At 66.2% G+C, this 13,515-nt stretch carries 17 protein-coding genes and 3 pseudogenes; 8 read left to right on the forward strand and 12 right to left on the reverse strand.

Annotated elements, in window-relative coordinates; genetic code table 11:
- Window positions 1-74 precede the first annotated feature (74 nt).
- The 4 genes and pseudogenes from AB0I53_RS17050 to AB0I53_RS17065 form a co-directional block, all read right to left on the reverse strand.
- Window positions 75-236: pseudogene (locus AB0I53_RS17050) on the reverse strand (IS30 family transposase); the annotation flags it as partial.
- Window positions 237-444: 208 nt separating this feature from the next.
- Window positions 445-1,008, reverse strand: a complete 564-nt coding sequence (locus AB0I53_RS17055) for a hypothetical protein (RefSeq protein ID WP_358603167.1) — start codon at window positions 1,006-1,008, stop codon at window positions 445-447.
- Between the two features lie 457 nt (window positions 1,009-1,465).
- Window positions 1,466-2,242 carry an SGNH/GDSL hydrolase family protein gene (locus tag AB0I53_RS17060; protein ID WP_358603170.1) on the reverse strand — a complete coding sequence of 259 codons (777 nt, stop codon included), beginning with the start codon at window positions 2,240-2,242 and terminating at the stop codon, window positions 1,466-1,468.
- 4 nt (window positions 2,243-2,246) lie between these two features.
- Window positions 2,247-2,816 carry a PadR family transcriptional regulator gene (locus AB0I53_RS17065; protein ID WP_358603173.1) on the reverse strand — a complete coding sequence of 190 codons (570 nt, stop codon included), beginning with the start codon at window positions 2,814-2,816 and terminating at the stop codon, window positions 2,247-2,249.
- Window positions 2,817-2,919: 103 nt separating this feature from the next.
- Between AB0I53_RS17065 and AB0I53_RS17070 the strand changes: the two genes are divergently transcribed.
- The 3 genes and pseudogenes from AB0I53_RS17070 to AB0I53_RS17080 all read left to right on the forward strand — a co-directional run.
- A complete protein-coding gene (locus AB0I53_RS17070; protein ID WP_358603176.1) occupies window positions 2,920-3,312 on the forward strand; it encodes a nuclear transport factor 2 family protein in 393 nt (130 codons plus the stop codon).
- A gap of 407 nt (window positions 3,313-3,719) precedes the next feature.
- A pseudogene (locus tag AB0I53_RS17075) lies at window positions 3,720-4,229 on the forward strand (mechanosensitive ion channel family protein); the annotation flags it as partial.
- A 95-nt stretch (window positions 4,230-4,324) separates the two neighbouring features.
- A pseudogene (locus AB0I53_RS17080) lies at window positions 4,325-4,420 on the forward strand (fructose-bisphosphatase class II); the annotation flags it as partial.
- 146 nt (window positions 4,421-4,566) lie between these two features.
- On the opposite strand, the gene AB0I53_RS17085 reads toward AB0I53_RS17080, so the two are convergent.
- Both AB0I53_RS17085 and AB0I53_RS17090 read right to left on the reverse strand, forming a co-directional pair.
- Complete coding sequence (locus AB0I53_RS17085) at window positions 4,567-5,646, reverse strand: DUF4185 domain-containing protein (RefSeq protein ID WP_358603178.1); 1,080 nt, start codon at window positions 5,644-5,646, stop codon at window positions 4,567-4,569.
- 157 nt (window positions 5,647-5,803) lie between these two features.
- Entirely contained in the window at window positions 5,804-6,361 is a 558-nt protein-coding gene (locus AB0I53_RS17090) for a hypothetical protein (RefSeq protein ID WP_358603181.1), read from the reverse strand.
- 46 nt (window positions 6,362-6,407) lie between these two features.
- Here AB0I53_RS17090 and AB0I53_RS17095 point away from each other — a divergent pair, with 46 nt between their 5' ends.
- On the forward strand, window positions 6,408-6,551 hold the full coding sequence (locus tag AB0I53_RS17095; protein ID WP_358603184.1) for a hypothetical protein: 144 nt from the start codon (window positions 6,408-6,410) through the stop codon (window positions 6,549-6,551).
- Between the two features lie 184 nt (window positions 6,552-6,735).
- Here the strand turns inward: AB0I53_RS17095 and AB0I53_RS17100 are convergent, their stop codons facing one another.
- A complete protein-coding gene (locus tag AB0I53_RS17100; protein WP_358603187.1) occupies window positions 6,736-7,326 on the reverse strand; it encodes a DUF4232 domain-containing protein in 591 nt (196 codons plus the stop codon).
- Window positions 7,327-7,829: 503 nt separating this feature from the next.
- A complete protein-coding gene (locus AB0I53_RS17105; RefSeq protein WP_358603190.1) occupies window positions 7,830-8,372 on the reverse strand; it encodes a hypothetical protein in 543 nt (180 codons plus the stop codon).
- A gap of 330 nt (window positions 8,373-8,702) precedes the next feature.
- Between AB0I53_RS17105 and AB0I53_RS17110 the strand changes: the two genes are divergently transcribed.
- Both AB0I53_RS17110 and AB0I53_RS17115 read left to right on the forward strand, forming a co-directional pair.
- Window positions 8,703-9,350, forward strand: coding sequence for an isochorismatase family protein (locus AB0I53_RS17110; protein WP_358603193.1), 648 nt, complete (start codon window positions 8,703-8,705; stop codon window positions 9,348-9,350).
- 338 nt (window positions 9,351-9,688) lie between these two features.
- Complete coding sequence (locus AB0I53_RS17115) at window positions 9,689-10,333, forward strand: hydrolase (protein ID WP_358603196.1); 645 nt, start codon at window positions 9,689-9,691, stop codon at window positions 10,331-10,333.
- A gap of 102 nt (window positions 10,334-10,435) precedes the next feature.
- Here AB0I53_RS17115 and AB0I53_RS17120 read toward each other — a convergent pair whose 3' ends face one another.
- Window positions 10,436-10,885, reverse strand: coding sequence for a nuclear transport factor 2 family protein (locus AB0I53_RS17120; RefSeq protein ID WP_358603199.1), 450 nt, complete (start codon window positions 10,883-10,885; stop codon window positions 10,436-10,438).
- A 90-nt stretch (window positions 10,886-10,975) separates the two neighbouring features.
- On the reverse strand, window positions 10,976-11,161 hold the full coding sequence (locus AB0I53_RS17125) for a hypothetical protein (protein WP_358603202.1): 186 nt from the start codon (window positions 11,159-11,161) through the stop codon (window positions 10,976-10,978).
- Here AB0I53_RS17125 and AB0I53_RS17130 point away from each other — a divergent pair.
- The gene (locus AB0I53_RS17130; protein ID WP_358603205.1) at window positions 11,154-11,492 is read left to right on the forward strand and encodes an LUD domain-containing protein; all 339 of its coding nucleotides are present in this window, start codon (window positions 11,154-11,156) and stop codon (window positions 11,490-11,492) included. The two genes, AB0I53_RS17125 and AB0I53_RS17130, sit on opposite strands and share 8 nt — an antisense overlap.
- A gap of 94 nt (window positions 11,493-11,586) precedes the next feature.
- On the opposite strand, the gene AB0I53_RS17135 is transcribed toward AB0I53_RS17130, so the two are convergent.
- Together AB0I53_RS17135 and AB0I53_RS17140 are read right to left on the reverse strand one after the other, a co-directional pair.
- Window positions 11,587-11,979, reverse strand: coding sequence for a MarR family transcriptional regulator (locus tag AB0I53_RS17135; RefSeq protein ID WP_358603207.1), 393 nt, complete (start codon window positions 11,977-11,979; stop codon window positions 11,587-11,589).
- A 146-nt stretch (window positions 11,980-12,125) separates the two neighbouring features.
- Window positions 12,126-13,178 carry an alkene reductase gene (locus AB0I53_RS17140; RefSeq protein ID WP_358603210.1) on the reverse strand — a complete coding sequence of 351 codons (1,053 nt, stop codon included), beginning with the start codon at window positions 13,176-13,178 and terminating at the stop codon, window positions 12,126-12,128.
- Between the two features lie 113 nt (window positions 13,179-13,291).
- Here AB0I53_RS17140 and AB0I53_RS17145 point away from each other — a divergent pair, with 113 nt between their 5' ends.
- Complete coding sequence (locus AB0I53_RS17145; RefSeq protein ID WP_358603213.1) at window positions 13,292-13,501, forward strand: hypothetical protein; 210 nt, start codon at window positions 13,292-13,294, stop codon at window positions 13,499-13,501.
- The last annotated feature ends 14 nt before the right edge of the window (window positions 13,502-13,515 follow it).

Below are 13,515 nucleotides of genomic sequence, written 5' to 3' on the forward strand. Positions count from 1 at the left end.
GGGAGCACGCACGAGCCGCTACACCATTCTCCTGGAACCTTCCGCCCATGCCGGGCCACGGAACAAAGCCCCGTATCAACTTCCCAGCGTCCAGGCACTTCTCTGCCGTCCACTTCGGATGGTCGTTGATCGATCCGGACGTCGTCGCTGATGAATTTCTCGTCGCGACGCCGGGTTCGTGCTCGCGGCACGCGCAAGGGCAGGCACGCGGTGAGCTCGCGGTGCAGCGCCCCGCGGCGGCAAGCCCCTCACACACGCCGCGCCATCAAGAAGGACATCCGGTCTCCTGAGCGGGAGGCAAGCGGCCAACCCCACGAAGACAACCGAGTCACCCGGTATGCAATGCGAGGCCTGGCCTTCGAGAAGGCCAGGCCTCGCTCGGTCCCGCGATGCGACCGGCGGACGACCACTACATCTGAGGCGTCTCTCGGATATCCAGGCCTCTCAGACGCAAAGCCTCCAGTCGCCGTCTTCCTTTACCAGCTTCAGTTCCGAGCTTTGCGGCGGCTGCCCGGGGAACGTCGACTCGACGGTGGCACTGCCGGAGTCCCCGTTCTCCTGGACGCTCTTCACCGAGACCTGAACCGTCTTGAGCTGCTCCAGGTCCTCTGGTTTCGCTGTCTTGAGGAACTCTTCCTTCACCTGTTGCAGCTGTTCGATCTGCGGCATGGCCTGCTTGCACACAATGGGCCGGTAGTCATCCGCCGTGACACTTCGGGGGTCCTGGGTTTCCTTCATCGAAAGTGCCACATAGTCTTCGGCGGCCGACTGCGCCGAACCACCTCCGACGAGCATGAAGCCAACGCCAGCACCGCCGGCCAGAACCACGACCGCCGCAGCAACTCCGACGATCAGACCGGTTCTCCGCTTTCCCCCAGCGGGGGTCGCATCAGATTCTCCCGGCTGCTCGCGATCTGGCGGCTCGGCCTCCCCAGCCTCGGCGAACACCGGGTGATCATCCGGGGACGCAGGGTGCCCCGGTTCCTCGTTCTCCGGCTGCTCATCCAAGCCGCTCTGGTCGGGATCTTGCCGTCGAGAGGTCATACAACCCTTTCTGATGCGATCGTGGAACCACCTCTCCCCTGTGTACTCGACCGTGCCCGCCCGTTCCAACGTTCCATCAGCATCGTCACGATTTCCACGGTCCCTGAACCAGGAGTAGCTGCGCGTCCGACCGTCGCCGGCCGCACGGCAAACGGCCAGCCTCGCCAACACATACGTCCCGATACTGCCGTCGCGAGTCTTCCGAGCCATCCCCATTCCCTGGAACCGCAAGGAATATCTCGTCAGTGACCAGGGTCGGATGCGCGAGTTTCCCCACACCCGCTCCCCCACATCCGTCCGCCTCCCGGCACCGCCAGCACGGCGAGAGCCCCATCCCGATGCCCTCCGTGTCCGGGAGGGGGATGTGCAGACCATCGGACACTCCAAGACCCAGAAATTTCAGGGCGAGGGCTGTGTGCGGTCAGGTGCGGATCGTGTTGACGGGCTCGAGTTGGGGTCGTTTGGCGGTGCGGCCATCGCCTGAGGAGCGTCCGCGCAGGCGACGCAACAGCCACGGGCCGAGGAAGGTGCCTGCCCAAGCCAGTTCGGTGCGGGCGCGGTGCCACCGCGGTGGGGTTGGGAGCGGGGGAAGCGGATCGGACCAGGTCGCGTCACTGCCCGGGATGGCGAGTGCGTGAGCGGCCGCGGCGGCGATGCGCGCGTGCCCCAGCGGTGTGGCGTGGATGCGGTCGGTGCTCCACAGCCGCGGGTCGGTCGTGACCGGGTGGGGGAAGGTGTCGACCAGCAGGGCGCCTTGGCGGCGTGCCATGGCGCGGATGCGGTCGTTAAAGTCCAGGACGCGGGGGCGCAGGTGCCGCACCAGAGGGGCGATCCGTGCGATGTCGGGGAAGGTGAAGGTGACCACGGTCGCGCCGGTGGCGGTGAACGCGGCGAGCATCGCGTCCAGTTCGGCGGCGACAGCGGCAGCATCGCAGCCGGGGCGGACCAGGTCGTTCATGCCCGCCATGACGGTGATCAGGTCGGGCTGGAGGGCGAGTGCGGGGGCGACCTGCTCGGCCCGGATCTGGGCGGCCTGCCGTCCGCGGACGGCGAGGTTGGCGTACCGGAACTCCGGTTCATCAGCGGCGATCGTCTCAGCGAGCCGATCGGCCCAGCCGCGGTAGCCGGCCGCGGCGTCGCCGTCGTTGAGGCCTTCTGTCTGGCTGTCGCCGATCGCGACGTACCTCAGATACCGCATCAACTCACCTGGCCTCGGTTCGCGCGGCGCGACGTGCGAGGACGGCCAGGGCCTTCTCGCCCCAGCGCACGTTCTCCTGCTCGAACGACAGGCCGCGCATGAGGGTGAGGTACGGGCCGACGCGTTCGGCTTGAGCGAGGTAGTCGTCCTCGCTTCGGCCGTCCAGCAGCCGATCGCGCAGCCGCTCGTAGCGCGCGATCTTCGCTCTGGCCCACTCGATGCGTTCCCCGATCGCGTTCTGCACGGCGTCGACATCGCCGACGTCCAGCGCTTGGACCTGGATCAAGAACTCTTCGCGGATCACGCCGGGGCGCGGCGGAGTGGCGGTGAACTCGTGCAGCGCGCGGAACCCGGCGTCGGTGAGGGAGAACATCCGTTTGTTGGGGCGCCGCTGCTGCTGGACGACGCGCGCCTGGAGCAGGCCTTCGGCCTCCATCCGGTCCAGTTCCCGGTAGAGCTGCTGGGGTGTGGTCATCCAGAAGTTGGCCACCGAGGCGTCGAAGACCTTGGCCAGGTCGTATCCGGACGCCTCTCCTTCCAGGAGCGCGGCCATCACCGCGTTGCGCAGCGCCATGACTCCACCCCCCGTCCAGTTCCGGTGCTCGTCTTCATGGACAGCCTCCGCTCGCCCAACTAGTCTCCAACGCACCTAATCAACAAGTTGCATAGGAGGGTACATGCATCCCTTCCGGAAGGCGGTCGAGGCGCGGGACGTGGCCGGGATCGAGGCGCTGCTCGCGAACGACGTCGTGTTCACCAGTCCGGTGGTGTTCAAGCCGTACCCGGGCAAAGCGATCACCGCGGCGATCCTGCGCGGGGTGCTCCGGGTGTTCGAGGATTTCCGCTACGTGCGCGAGATCGGTTCCGCGGACGGCCGCGACCACGCGTTCGTGTTCAAGGCCCGGGTGAACGGGCTGGAGGTGCACGGCTGCGACTTCCTGCACTTCGACGAGCACGGGAAGATCGACGAGTTCACGGTGATGGTGCGTCCGCTGTCCGGCGCCAAGGCCCTCGCCGAGGCGATGGGGGCGCAGTTCGAGCAGATCGAGCGGGAAGCATCTGGCCGGTGACGGACCCCGCCATCCGGGATCACCAGGTGCGACCTGCTTCGAGGAGGGCGTCGCGGACGCGGGTGACGTCGGGGTTGTCGGGGCGCTGGAAGAGGTGGCCGGTGTTGATCGGCGGCTCTTCCGGTTCGTGCAATGGCACGAGGGCACCGGAGGCGAGTTCCTCGGTGCGCAGGTAGCGGGGCGGCAGGTGCCCCGGTGCGGATCACGGACCGATTCTGCAATCCAAGGCGGCCGATCCCTTGATCTTGTGGCTGACGCCCCGACAATCGAAACACATGGACTCCCCGAGCAACGACCCCGACATCGGTAACCGCAGCTGGCGGCGGAAAATCCGGCTGGCTCTGAAGCCACGACAGCTCACCGCCGACGCGAAACGCGGCGTGGGCTCGACGTTGTTAGCCGTGGTGATGCTGGTGGCGGCAGCCCTGATCGATCCGGCCGCGTTGTTCCGCAACGGCCAGCCCCTGTACAAAGCCGCTGCAATCGGGGGTGCGATCGTATTCGTCGCGCTGGGTTCGGTCGCCGTGCAGAGTCTCGCGAGGGAAGCGGGCCGCCGCGCCAGGGTTCGGCTCAGCGCGAGCCATGCCGGGGCGATCCGATTGGTCATCTCCCTGGCCGGTTATGCCCTCGTCGCGGTCCTGACGCTGGGAGAGCTGGGCGTGCGCGTGGACCAACTCCTCCTCGGCGGCGCCGTCACCGGTGTGATCATCGGCATCGCGGCACAGCAGTCGCTCGGCAACGTGTTCGCCGGCCTGATGCTCGCCACCGCGCGCCCTTTCAACCTCGGCGACCACCTGATCATTCACTCGGGGACCCTCGGTGGGCCCTTGGAAGGCCGCGTAACCGAAGTGGGCCTCGTCTACCTGACGCTGGAAAGCGACGACGGCATGATCAAGCTGCCCAACACCGCCGTCCTCAACTCCGCCATCGCGCCCAACAACGGGATCCACGCGCCGCAATCCGGCCGGCCGAACGGCTTCACCGACACCGAACGAGGCGCAAGCAGACCGAAACCGTGTAAATGCGGGGAGTCGTCGTGATCGGCGAGGGCGAGAACGACGGGGCTCCGATGCTGGTCAACGGCGCGGAGACCGGCAACGGCGAGGGCCGCTCCCCTGCGCGGAACACGTGGACACCGGCGCTGAACGCGAAGAAACCGGAGCCGGCGTCGCCGGCGCAGGTCGCAATGTCGGTCCGTTGCGTGCAGAGCGCACCTCCCAGACCAACGGCGGCGGGCGAATCAGCGCGCTGCTGCTAACTCATGCGGCGCAGGACGAGGTCATAAGCTGCCCTCAGGATCCGGCGACCAGTACCGCTGCCCGATTCCTCCGCCCCGGGGAGCGGGCGAGCCCCAGGGCGGGGAGCGCTACCCGCAAACTGCATCGCTCGGTACGGCCAGTTCTGCTCGGTGTTCCACTGGCTGACGACCAGGTGCAGGTCGTCCAGCGTCGAGCCGGGCACGATGTAACCGCCGTAGAGCTGCGCGACGTGCCCGCTGCCGTGGTTCTCGCCGTGCCACGAGCAGCCCTGCAGCACAGTGCTGCGGACCGCTTCGTACAGATTCGACGTCGGCCCGTCGAGGTTCATCACGTCGATGCGGTAGTTGCCGGCATCGAAGAACGACAACAACCAACGATCGTCGACGCGGCGCAGGCACAGTTCACCGTAGGCACCGGTGAGCGCGATGGTCGGCGGATTTCCCCACGCCCAGGCGCCATCGCGGAAACCCCAGCCCTCCCACGCGCGGGGATCGGTGAGGCGGTCGGCTCGAACGCGTTGCAGGACCAGGCCCTTGTCCCGCTGGAACCCGGTGGAGAAGGCGTAGACGTAGCCGTCGTCGCCCAGTTCCCAGGTCAACATCTGGAACAGGCCGCCGTGGTGGTCGCCGGGCCACCGCGCACCGGTGTGCGCCCAGGTCTCACCGTTGTCGGTCGAGCGGTGCACCTCGGTCCAGTGGACGTTGCCGAGCCCCTCGCACACCATCACGTGCAGGTACATCTCGTCGCCGATGGTGATGACGTCGGTCGGGATCACGGTGCTCACGCGCCGTCCGCGGACCATCGAGTCGTGGTGGTACGGCAGCGCCTGCTCGGCGTACGGGTGAGCGCCGGTCGAACCGGTCCACCTGATCCCCGACGTGGCGGTCCGCGGATCACCGAACAGCACGACCGGCGACCGCCAGCCGGGCCCGCCCACTCCCGCCCGCTCGAACGTGTCGCCGAACACCGACACCAGCCGCCCGTCCGGCGCGATGGCGGTGACCCCGAGATCGGTACCCCCGATCCCGAAACCATCCGTGAGCCCCGGCCCGGTCAGATCCTTCACCTTGCGCACCAGCGCTCGCACCTCATCCCGCAGTCCGTCGGCCGATCCGTCCGCGCCACCGCCACACCGCGGCAGCCGCACCCGCCTCCGACTGTAGGCGCCGCACCGCGCGGCATCACACCCCCGGGGAACCGCTCCCGGGGCGAAGACGCATCGCGCCCTCGTCTCATTGCCCGACCAGCGCCGTGCCCAGGGCAGCAGCGAACCAGTCGGATGCCTTCGCCGCAGCGATGTTGGTGTCGCGCTGGTCGGAGTACAGGCTCATGTGGCTGACCGAGGGCAGGATCTCCAGGCGCTTGTGCGGGGAGGCAATCGCGTTGAACGCCGCGATCTCCCGATCCCACATCGTGATGTTGTCGCGCTTGTCGAGGATGCGCGGCAGGAAGGGGAAGACCGAGTAGTTCAGGAGCAGTTCGGTCGATTCCATCGTGCTCCAGTGTTCGTGCCGCTCGGCCTCGCCCGAGCCCTTCAACTCGTGGAACACCTCGTAGATGCGCAGGAAGGGCCAGGTGGACAGCTCCGAGGAGGGCGTGGTGGAGCTCATCGGCAGCGTGGCCCCCACGGCCCCGCCGGCCCGTCGGCGACGGTCGTCCACCAAAGCGCGCTCCAGTTCGGCGAAGGCCACTTCGCCGTGGGCGCGGCGCATGTTGTCGTAGCCCTCGACAACCGGCACCACGGACACGGCCGCCTTGATCCGCAGATCGCCGGCGGCCAGGATCAGCACGTGCCCACCGCTCGTGGCCACCTACGGGGCCGGCCAGGACGCCGCCATGTCGAACAGCTTCGGCCTGGACAAGAAGCCGTGGCTGCTGAACAGCCTGTTCGCCTCGCGCACGGTGCAACCCCTCCCCGACGGCACTCCCGCTCCCGACTACGCCTGGCTCGACGAGTTCAAGGCCCTGCAACACCAGTGACTCCTACACTGAGGGCGGAAAGGTGTGCTACCGCACGACTTTCCACCCACCGGCAATGTGGACGACGTAGTCGCCCCGCCGGTTGAAAACGCTCGGCTGAGACACCCCCAGCCAAGCGTTTTGCTACGCGATTCGTCACCACCAACTAGCTGCGGTGTTGCGGCGGCACCTCAGATCCATCGCCTCACAGCTCGTCCGGGGTGGACACCAGCGAGCTGACCCGCAGGTGCTTCGCCGCGAATCGCACCTCACCGTCGCCGACGACGTTGACCGGCTGCGGCTCGGACATGTCCGGCAGCGAGGACTGGAACCCGGTGAGGACATGAGCGTCCGGGTCGCCACTGTCGGCCAGGATCATGCCGATGCCCGCGTACGCGCTCTCGCCGGGCTGGAGGGTGAACTCCTCAGGCGCGTCGGGAAGCCGCACGTCCTCGACGGGCAGTTCCTCGATCGGCGAGTTGCTCATGTCCACGCCCTGGAGGTTGGGCACACCGCCGTTGATCGTGCAGGTCTTGTCCGACCGATTCCCGTACGACACGATGAAACTGCCGGGCTCACCCTCCACAGGTGTTGCGGAGGCGAGGAAATCGGCTTCCGAGCAATTCGACGTACCGATGTCCCCGCCACCCCCGCTCGAAGCCATACCTGCATGGCCCGCGGCACGCTCAGGCGCCGGCGAGGGCTGGAGCGCGGCAGCGGCCCCGCAACCGGTGATCAGCAGTGCCCCACCCAGAATACCGGTGATGGCCGTCGTCATACGGTGACGCTTGAGCATCGTGCTCCCCTTTTCCCCTGTCGTGTCAACGGTTTCTCACCGCTTTGTCAACAAGAGAGACGCACCATGCCCGCCGAGGTTGCGTCCACTGCGCGGATTCGGCCGAATTCGAGCAACGTTGCCCGAAAGGGCACCGAAGCCAGATCAACTTGACTCAGAGAAACTTCGAGCCGAGCGCCGGAACCTCAACGGTGTGCCAAAGGTGCGTACGAAGGCGCCGAATCAGTACATCCACTAGGTCAACAGTCGCTAACTAGTCAAGAGGCGTCAACGCTGCCCTTGCCGAACATCCCATCCAGCCTGGTGGGGTCCGGTACATGGGATGTCGAGCGCGGCCTGTCGAGCCGACGCTTTCGCGCGGCTGGTGATCACGGGGGCATGATGATCGACCGTGCTGCTGCGACCGGCCTACCTGGGCGTGACGAACGCGTTCGTCACGCTGCGCCGGCTAGCGATGAGCGATCGGGCAAAAGACACAGAGATCCTCGCCTTACGCCATCAGATCATGGACTCGGCAAGGCCTTCGGGGCACTCTGGTGGATCTCAGGAATCAGCGGACCGTTCGGGCCATCCGGCACTGAAGCCGTGGTGATCACCCAGACCGAAGACCAGGAACTGCACACCGACGTCAGGCTGTGCAGGTTGTGCACCTGGCCGGTGGCCTCGTCGACGCCGAACACCGGCGGAGCGTTGAACAGCGGCGCAGCCGGGCCGGCCGCGACCGGACTCAGCGACAACCCGAACGCGACGAGCGGGATCAACGTCTCGGCGAGGTAGGTCGATTCGGTCGTGCCGTTGTTCACCGCGAGCACGGAGGTCAACCGCTCGTAGGTGTGCTTGATGCGGGAACGGACGATCTCGCCGACCAGGACGGTCGTGGCGACCGGGCTGAACACGAAGGTCGTCGAGCTGATCCCGGCCGCCGCGGAGGTCATGGCCGGCCGCCTCGGGCTGAGCACCTTGGCGGGGTTGGGCACGTAGCCGCTCCAGTCCTTGACCTCCGGGGCGAGCCAGAACGCCGGATGCATGACCCGTGTCGAGATCACCCACTGCCTCTGCGGGGGTACTCCGCAGAGGCAGTGGATACGGCCGGGATGGCTACGAACGCTGAACCCACCTCGGACTGCACGGCACCACACGGCTTGACAGCGCGCACATCTGACTCAAATCGCACGCTGATTCCTGCATTCCTCAATGGAAACGCCAGCTCGGCGGAGTAGTTGGCGTCGGCGCTGAGGGGGTTCTGCACCGAAGGAGACCCGCACCACACCAAGGAACAACAGGACAACCACGTAGGTTTTAATGTGTGCGCATGCATCAAAGCAGCGCGACCAGACGGCAGTAAGCCGTTGCTAAGCAACCTGGATGGAGTAGACATGGCCACCAACACCTACGCGACGAACCGGCTCACCCCGGACAACACCGGGATCCTGCTCGTCGACCACCAGTCCGGGCTGATCCTCGGCGTGCAGGACCACGACCAGAACGAGGTCCGCCGCAACGCCCGTGCGCTGGCACGGGCCGCGAAGGTCTTCAACCTCCCCATCGTCGCGACCACGTCTGCGCCGCAGGGACCCAACGGCCCGTTCCTCCCCGACGTCGAGGCCGAGCTGCCCGCAGGGACACCCCTCATCCACCGCACCGGTGAAGTGGACGCCTTCGACGACCCGGCGTTCGAAGAAGCAGTTCGCGCGATGAACCGGCCGAACCTCGTCATCGCCGGCGTCATCACCGACGTCTGCCTGATGTTCGCATCCCTGTCCGCGATCGCCCGCGGCTACGACGTCCACTCCGTGTTCGATGCTTCGGGCACCACCAACGTCCTGGCTCGCGAAACCTCCCTGGTCCGCCTCCAGGAAGCTGGAGCCACCCTCAACAGCACTGTCGGAGTCATCTCCGAACTGCTGCGAGACTGGAAGACCCCGGGCGGTCCAGGCACTGCGGAAATCTTCGGCGAGCTGGCCATGCCGTTCTACGGAGCGGTCGTTGCCAGCCACGCTGCCGCCGCCAACCAGTCCAAGTAACTCCGCAACCTGATACCGGTGGAGGAGGTGTGCCGCTCGTGAACGAGCAGCACACCTCCTCCACTATGGACGATCGGTGGATCCGCCACTGGCAGTTCACCCACGGGACAAGATCCGCCAACTTCTCCAGCAGGTCAGCCAATCACATGCAGCGGATTTCGGTCGTGGACAACCGAAATCTACTACCAACGCTGGTCCCGCCTCATCTGGCAGCGGCGGTTCAGGTCGCTTACGGTTCAGATTGATTGGGTGGCCACGCAAGCACGATCTCCGTGGAACAGGAGACGGGCAGCGTCAGTCCATCATCAACCGGTGCGTGATCCGCAAGGGGGCCGGCCATGACTAGCGAACAGATCCGCGACCAGGAGAGCGATGAGCTGCTGACGCCGAAGAACGCCGCCGTTGTCATCATCGACTACCAACCGGTTCAGGTGAACTCGATCGCCTCTATGGACCGCCAGCTGCTCGTCAACAACATCGTCGGGGTGGCGAAGATAGCCCGTGCCTACGACCTGCCGATCATCCATTCAACGGTCAACGTCCAGACCGGGCTGAACAAACCACCGATCCCCCAGCTGCGCAAGATCCTCGACGACCTACCCGCCTACGACCGCACGTCGATCAATGCGTGGGAAGATCGCGAGTTCGTCGACGCGGTCAAATCCGCCGGCCGCAGGAAGCTGGTGATGGCGGCTCTCTGGACGGAGGCTTGCCTGACGTTTCCCACGCTCGACGCGCTGCGCGAGGGCTACGAGGTCTATCCGGTCGTGGATGCGGTTGGCGGCACCTCGCCGAGCGCCCACGAATCTGCACTGCGCCGCGTGGAGCAGGCGGGAGCGCGGCTGATCACCTGGCCGCAACTGCTGTGCGAACTGCAACGCGACTGGGCTCGCAAGGAAACCGTCGACGACTTCATGAGGCTGTTCATCGAGACCGGCGGTACCGCCGGTCTCCAGTTCGCCTACGACCGCGGCCAAGGCTGACAAACCGACCAGGCAGGCGATAGCCCGGGTGCCGGGCGAGCAGGTCGATGCGGTCACTCTCGGCGGAGCGAGGCGGAACAGGCGTGCGCCGCGCCTCTGCCGCTATCCGGAGGCATCGCATTGGAGTGGAAGATCAATCCTGCGCACTCGTCCATCGACTTCAGGGTCCGCTACCTTGTTTCCACGATCAGCGGCAAGTTCACGCGGATCGCCGGCCGGGTAACGACCACCGACCCTGTCGAGGGCGAAGCACTGAAACTGCTCGGATTCGCTGATCTTGAAGACGTTGCAGAAGCGTCCACCCAGCGTTTCGGTTGTCCGCCACGCGGTTCCGTCGGCGAGGACGCCGTGCGTCACCCCTTCGACCACGACGAAGTCACCGTGGGTGATGTGGTTGAAGTACGGGATCTCGTGCACGACCGACGTGAAGAGGGCGAAGATGTCGGCGAAGAGGGTCCGGATCTCGGCTGTTCCTCGAGCAGGGGCGTGCTTGGGGAAGTAAACGTACGCATCGGCGGCGAAGAGGTCCAGGAAGTCCTGGCCCGCATCCATTCGCTGAAGTACGCATCGGCGATGGCCGTGCGATCGCTGGTCGTCATAGGACTTTCCCCTCTGGACTTGGATCGAACATGACCGATGGGTTCACGCGAGCCGCATTGCCGCGTCGATCACGAGGTTGGCCCCGTTCACCCCTCGGCAACTCATGAGGAAAAGGGCGGCTTCGACGATGTCCTGCTGGCTCGGCAGGCGTTTCGCCGGTGTGCGTTGCCGCATTGCTTCGAACCAGTCGGCACGAACCGGGTCGGGCGACGTCGGCGAGATGCGCACGTACGCCGCGACACCCGATGTCGTGGTGGGCAGCGTTCACGCTGCGACCGAGGACGGCCACTTGGTGGTCGCTTCGGAAGACGGCGAGCAGCTGGGCCCATACAGCTACACGGCCGGCATGGCGGTGTGGGTCGTCGGGGCGCAGAAGGTCGTTCCCAGCATCGCAGCCGCGCTTCGCCGGATCGAGACCTACTCGTACCCGCTTGAGGACAACCGCTCCCGAGCCCTCCGCGGAAGACCGGTGGCGTTGTCCAAGATCTTGATCGTCAGCAAGGAGACATCCCCCGGCAGGGCTCACGTAGTCCTCGTCCGAGAGCCCATCGGATTCTGATCCGAAGCCGTCGCGAGCGCTGCTCGATCATCGTCCCGGCTTTTCGGGCACGCCCAGCTCATCGGCGGAGCAGCTGATGTCCGGCCAGGGGCTATCAGTCGACCCGTTCGCTCAACAGCCTGGCGAAGACGTCGTGCAGGTACTCGAGCTCCTCCGGCGACAGCCGATTCGCGAAGCGGCGTTCGACTGCCGAAGCATTGGTCCGCGCGGCGCTTCGCGCAAGCTTGCGCCCGGCTTCCGTCAGCTCGATGTCCACGCCCCTGGAGTCGTCCTCCGAGGGGGTCCGGACCACGAATCCCTTGGCTTCCAATCGGTCAACGAGGCGGCTCAACGCGCTCTGGCTCAGGATGACCAGGTCGTTCAGCTCGCGGAACCGGACACCGCTGGCCGGAATGTTGATCAAGGCGTCGAACTCCTTCACCGACAGCCCGTGCTCGCTGGCCAAGTCGGCCTCGATCTGCCTGAGGACGTCCTCGTGGACCTCCATCAGGGATCGCCACGCGGCAACCTTGAACCGCCTAGACACCTTCGTTTCAGCCGCTTGTCCCACGTCGAAGGACTATACCTCGATGCAGCCGCAAACATTGTCCGGCGATTCAGCACACGCCTGACGCCGCGGAATCTTCCGCGGGCTCAGTCCGTGTAACCCTTCGCTCCCCCGCCGTAGAAGGTCGCCCGGTCGGGCGCGTTGAACGGACCGCCCGCGGCCAGGCGCACCGGAAGATCGGGATTGGCCAAGAAGAGCGTTCCGAACGCCAGGACGTCCGCGACGCCGTCCTCGATGAGTCCGAGCTCCTCGACACTGGTTGGACGCTTGGCCGTGTTCGGGCTGAGGATGAAGGCACCGTCGAAGCTCTTCCGCAGTGCGTTCGTCAGGGCCCGGTCCGGGCCCTCCGCGAGGTGCAGGTAGGCGAGGCCGACCGAGTTGACCTCGTCGACGAGGGCGCCATAGGTCGCTTCGAGGTCTTCTTCGACGATGTCGTTGAACGGGTTGCCCGGTGAAATCCGCAGGCCGATGCGATCTCCGCCGATGGCATCGGCGACGGCCCGGGCCGTCTCGACCGTCAAGCGGATGCGGCCTTCCACGGAGCCGCCCCAGTCATCGGTGCGCCGGTTGCTTCCGGGCGCGAGGAACTGGTGCAGCAAGTAGCCGTTGGCCCCGTGCAGCTCGACTCCGTCGAATCCCGCATCGATCGCGTTGCAGGCCGCGATGGCGAAGTCGCCGATCGTCTCCAGGACCTCGATCTCCGAAAGAGCGACGGGGGTGACGAAGTCCTCCATGCCGTTGGGCGTGAACACCTGTCCCTTCGCCGCAACAGCGGACGGGCCGACCGGAACCAGGCCATCCGGCAACGTGTTGGGGTGCCCGACCCTGCCCGCGTGCATGAGCTGGGCGAAGATTCGCCCGCCCGCATCGTGCACCCGATCGGTCACCTTGCGCCAAGCCTCCACCTGAACTGGGCTGTGCAGGCCCGGGGTGGATGGGTACCCCTGGCCGACGGCCGAAGACTGGATTCCTTCGGTGATGATCAGCCCTGCCGAAGCTCGCTGCGCGTAGTACTCGACCATGAGCTCGGTGGGCGTGCCGTCCGAGCCGCTGGCGCGCGAGCGCGTCATGGGCGCCATCGCGATCCGGTTGCGCAGCGTCGAGCTGCCGAGCTGGATCGTCTCGAATGCAGTGGTCATCAAGAACTCCGTTGGATCGGAAAGCAGCCCCACGGCTCCAGGGGCCACGCCGCCGAAGACTAGTCACCGAGTGGACACATATCTATGCGCATGCAATGACACTTCGAGTGACAGTGGACACGACGACCGTGATCGCCAGATCCGTCGACTGGTCCGCCACTTCCTCGAAACAGGGCTCGCCGAGCGCGAACGAGATCGAGGATCAACCAGGGCGCCTGCGGGTCAACACCCCGTGGACGACCGAGGCGGCCAACTCGCCGTTTCTGGATGAAGGACTGACCGCGACTCAAATCCCAGCAAGCCACCCCGCCTGTCCATTGTGATCACCGCACACTCG

Origin of the sequence: Saccharopolyspora sp. NPDC050389, assembly GCF_040655595.1 — a bacterium.
Classification (GTDB): Bacteria; Actinomycetota; Actinomycetes; order Mycobacteriales; family Pseudonocardiaceae; genus Saccharopolyspora.

Bases quoted from the DNA above. Each gene is read 5' to 3' on its own strand.
- AB0I53_RS17060 (WP_358603170.1), bottom strand. From the start codon at position 2,242: ATGCGGTATCTGAGGTACGTCGCGATCGGCGACAGCCAGACAGAAGGC.
- AB0I53_RS17065 (WP_358603173.1), bottom strand. From the start codon at position 2,816: ATGGCGCTGCGCAACGCGGTGATGGCCGCGCTCCTGGAAGGAGAGGCG.
- AB0I53_RS17070 (WP_358603176.1), top strand. From the start codon at position 2,920: ATGCATCCCTTCCGGAAGGCGGTCGAGGCGCGGGACGTGGCCGGGATC.
- AB0I53_RS17095 (WP_358603184.1), top strand. From the start codon at position 6,408: ATGTCGAACAGCTTCGGCCTGGACAAGAAGCCGTGGCTGCTGAACAGC.
- AB0I53_RS17100 (WP_358603187.1), bottom strand. From the start codon at position 7,326: ATGCTCAAGCGTCACCGTATGACGACGGCCATCACCGGTATTCTGGGT.
- AB0I53_RS17110 (WP_358603193.1), top strand. From the start codon at position 8,703: ATGGCCACCAACACCTACGCGACGAACCGGCTCACCCCGGACAACACC.
- AB0I53_RS17115 (WP_358603196.1), top strand. From the start codon at position 9,689: ATGACTAGCGAACAGATCCGCGACCAGGAGAGCGATGAGCTGCTGACG.
- AB0I53_RS17120 (WP_358603199.1), bottom strand. From the start codon at position 10,885: ATGGATGCGGGCCAGGACTTCCTGGACCTCTTCGCCGCCGATGCGTAC.
- AB0I53_RS17130 (WP_358603205.1), top strand. From the start codon at position 11,154: ATGCGCACGTACGCCGCGACACCCGATGTCGTGGTGGGCAGCGTTCAC.
- AB0I53_RS17135 (WP_358603207.1), bottom strand. From the start codon at position 11,979: ATGGAGGTCCACGAGGACGTCCTCAGGCAGATCGAGGCCGACTTGGCC.
- AB0I53_RS17140 (WP_358603210.1), bottom strand. From the start codon at position 13,178: ATGACCACTGCATTCGAGACGATCCAGCTCGGCAGCTCGACGCTGCGC.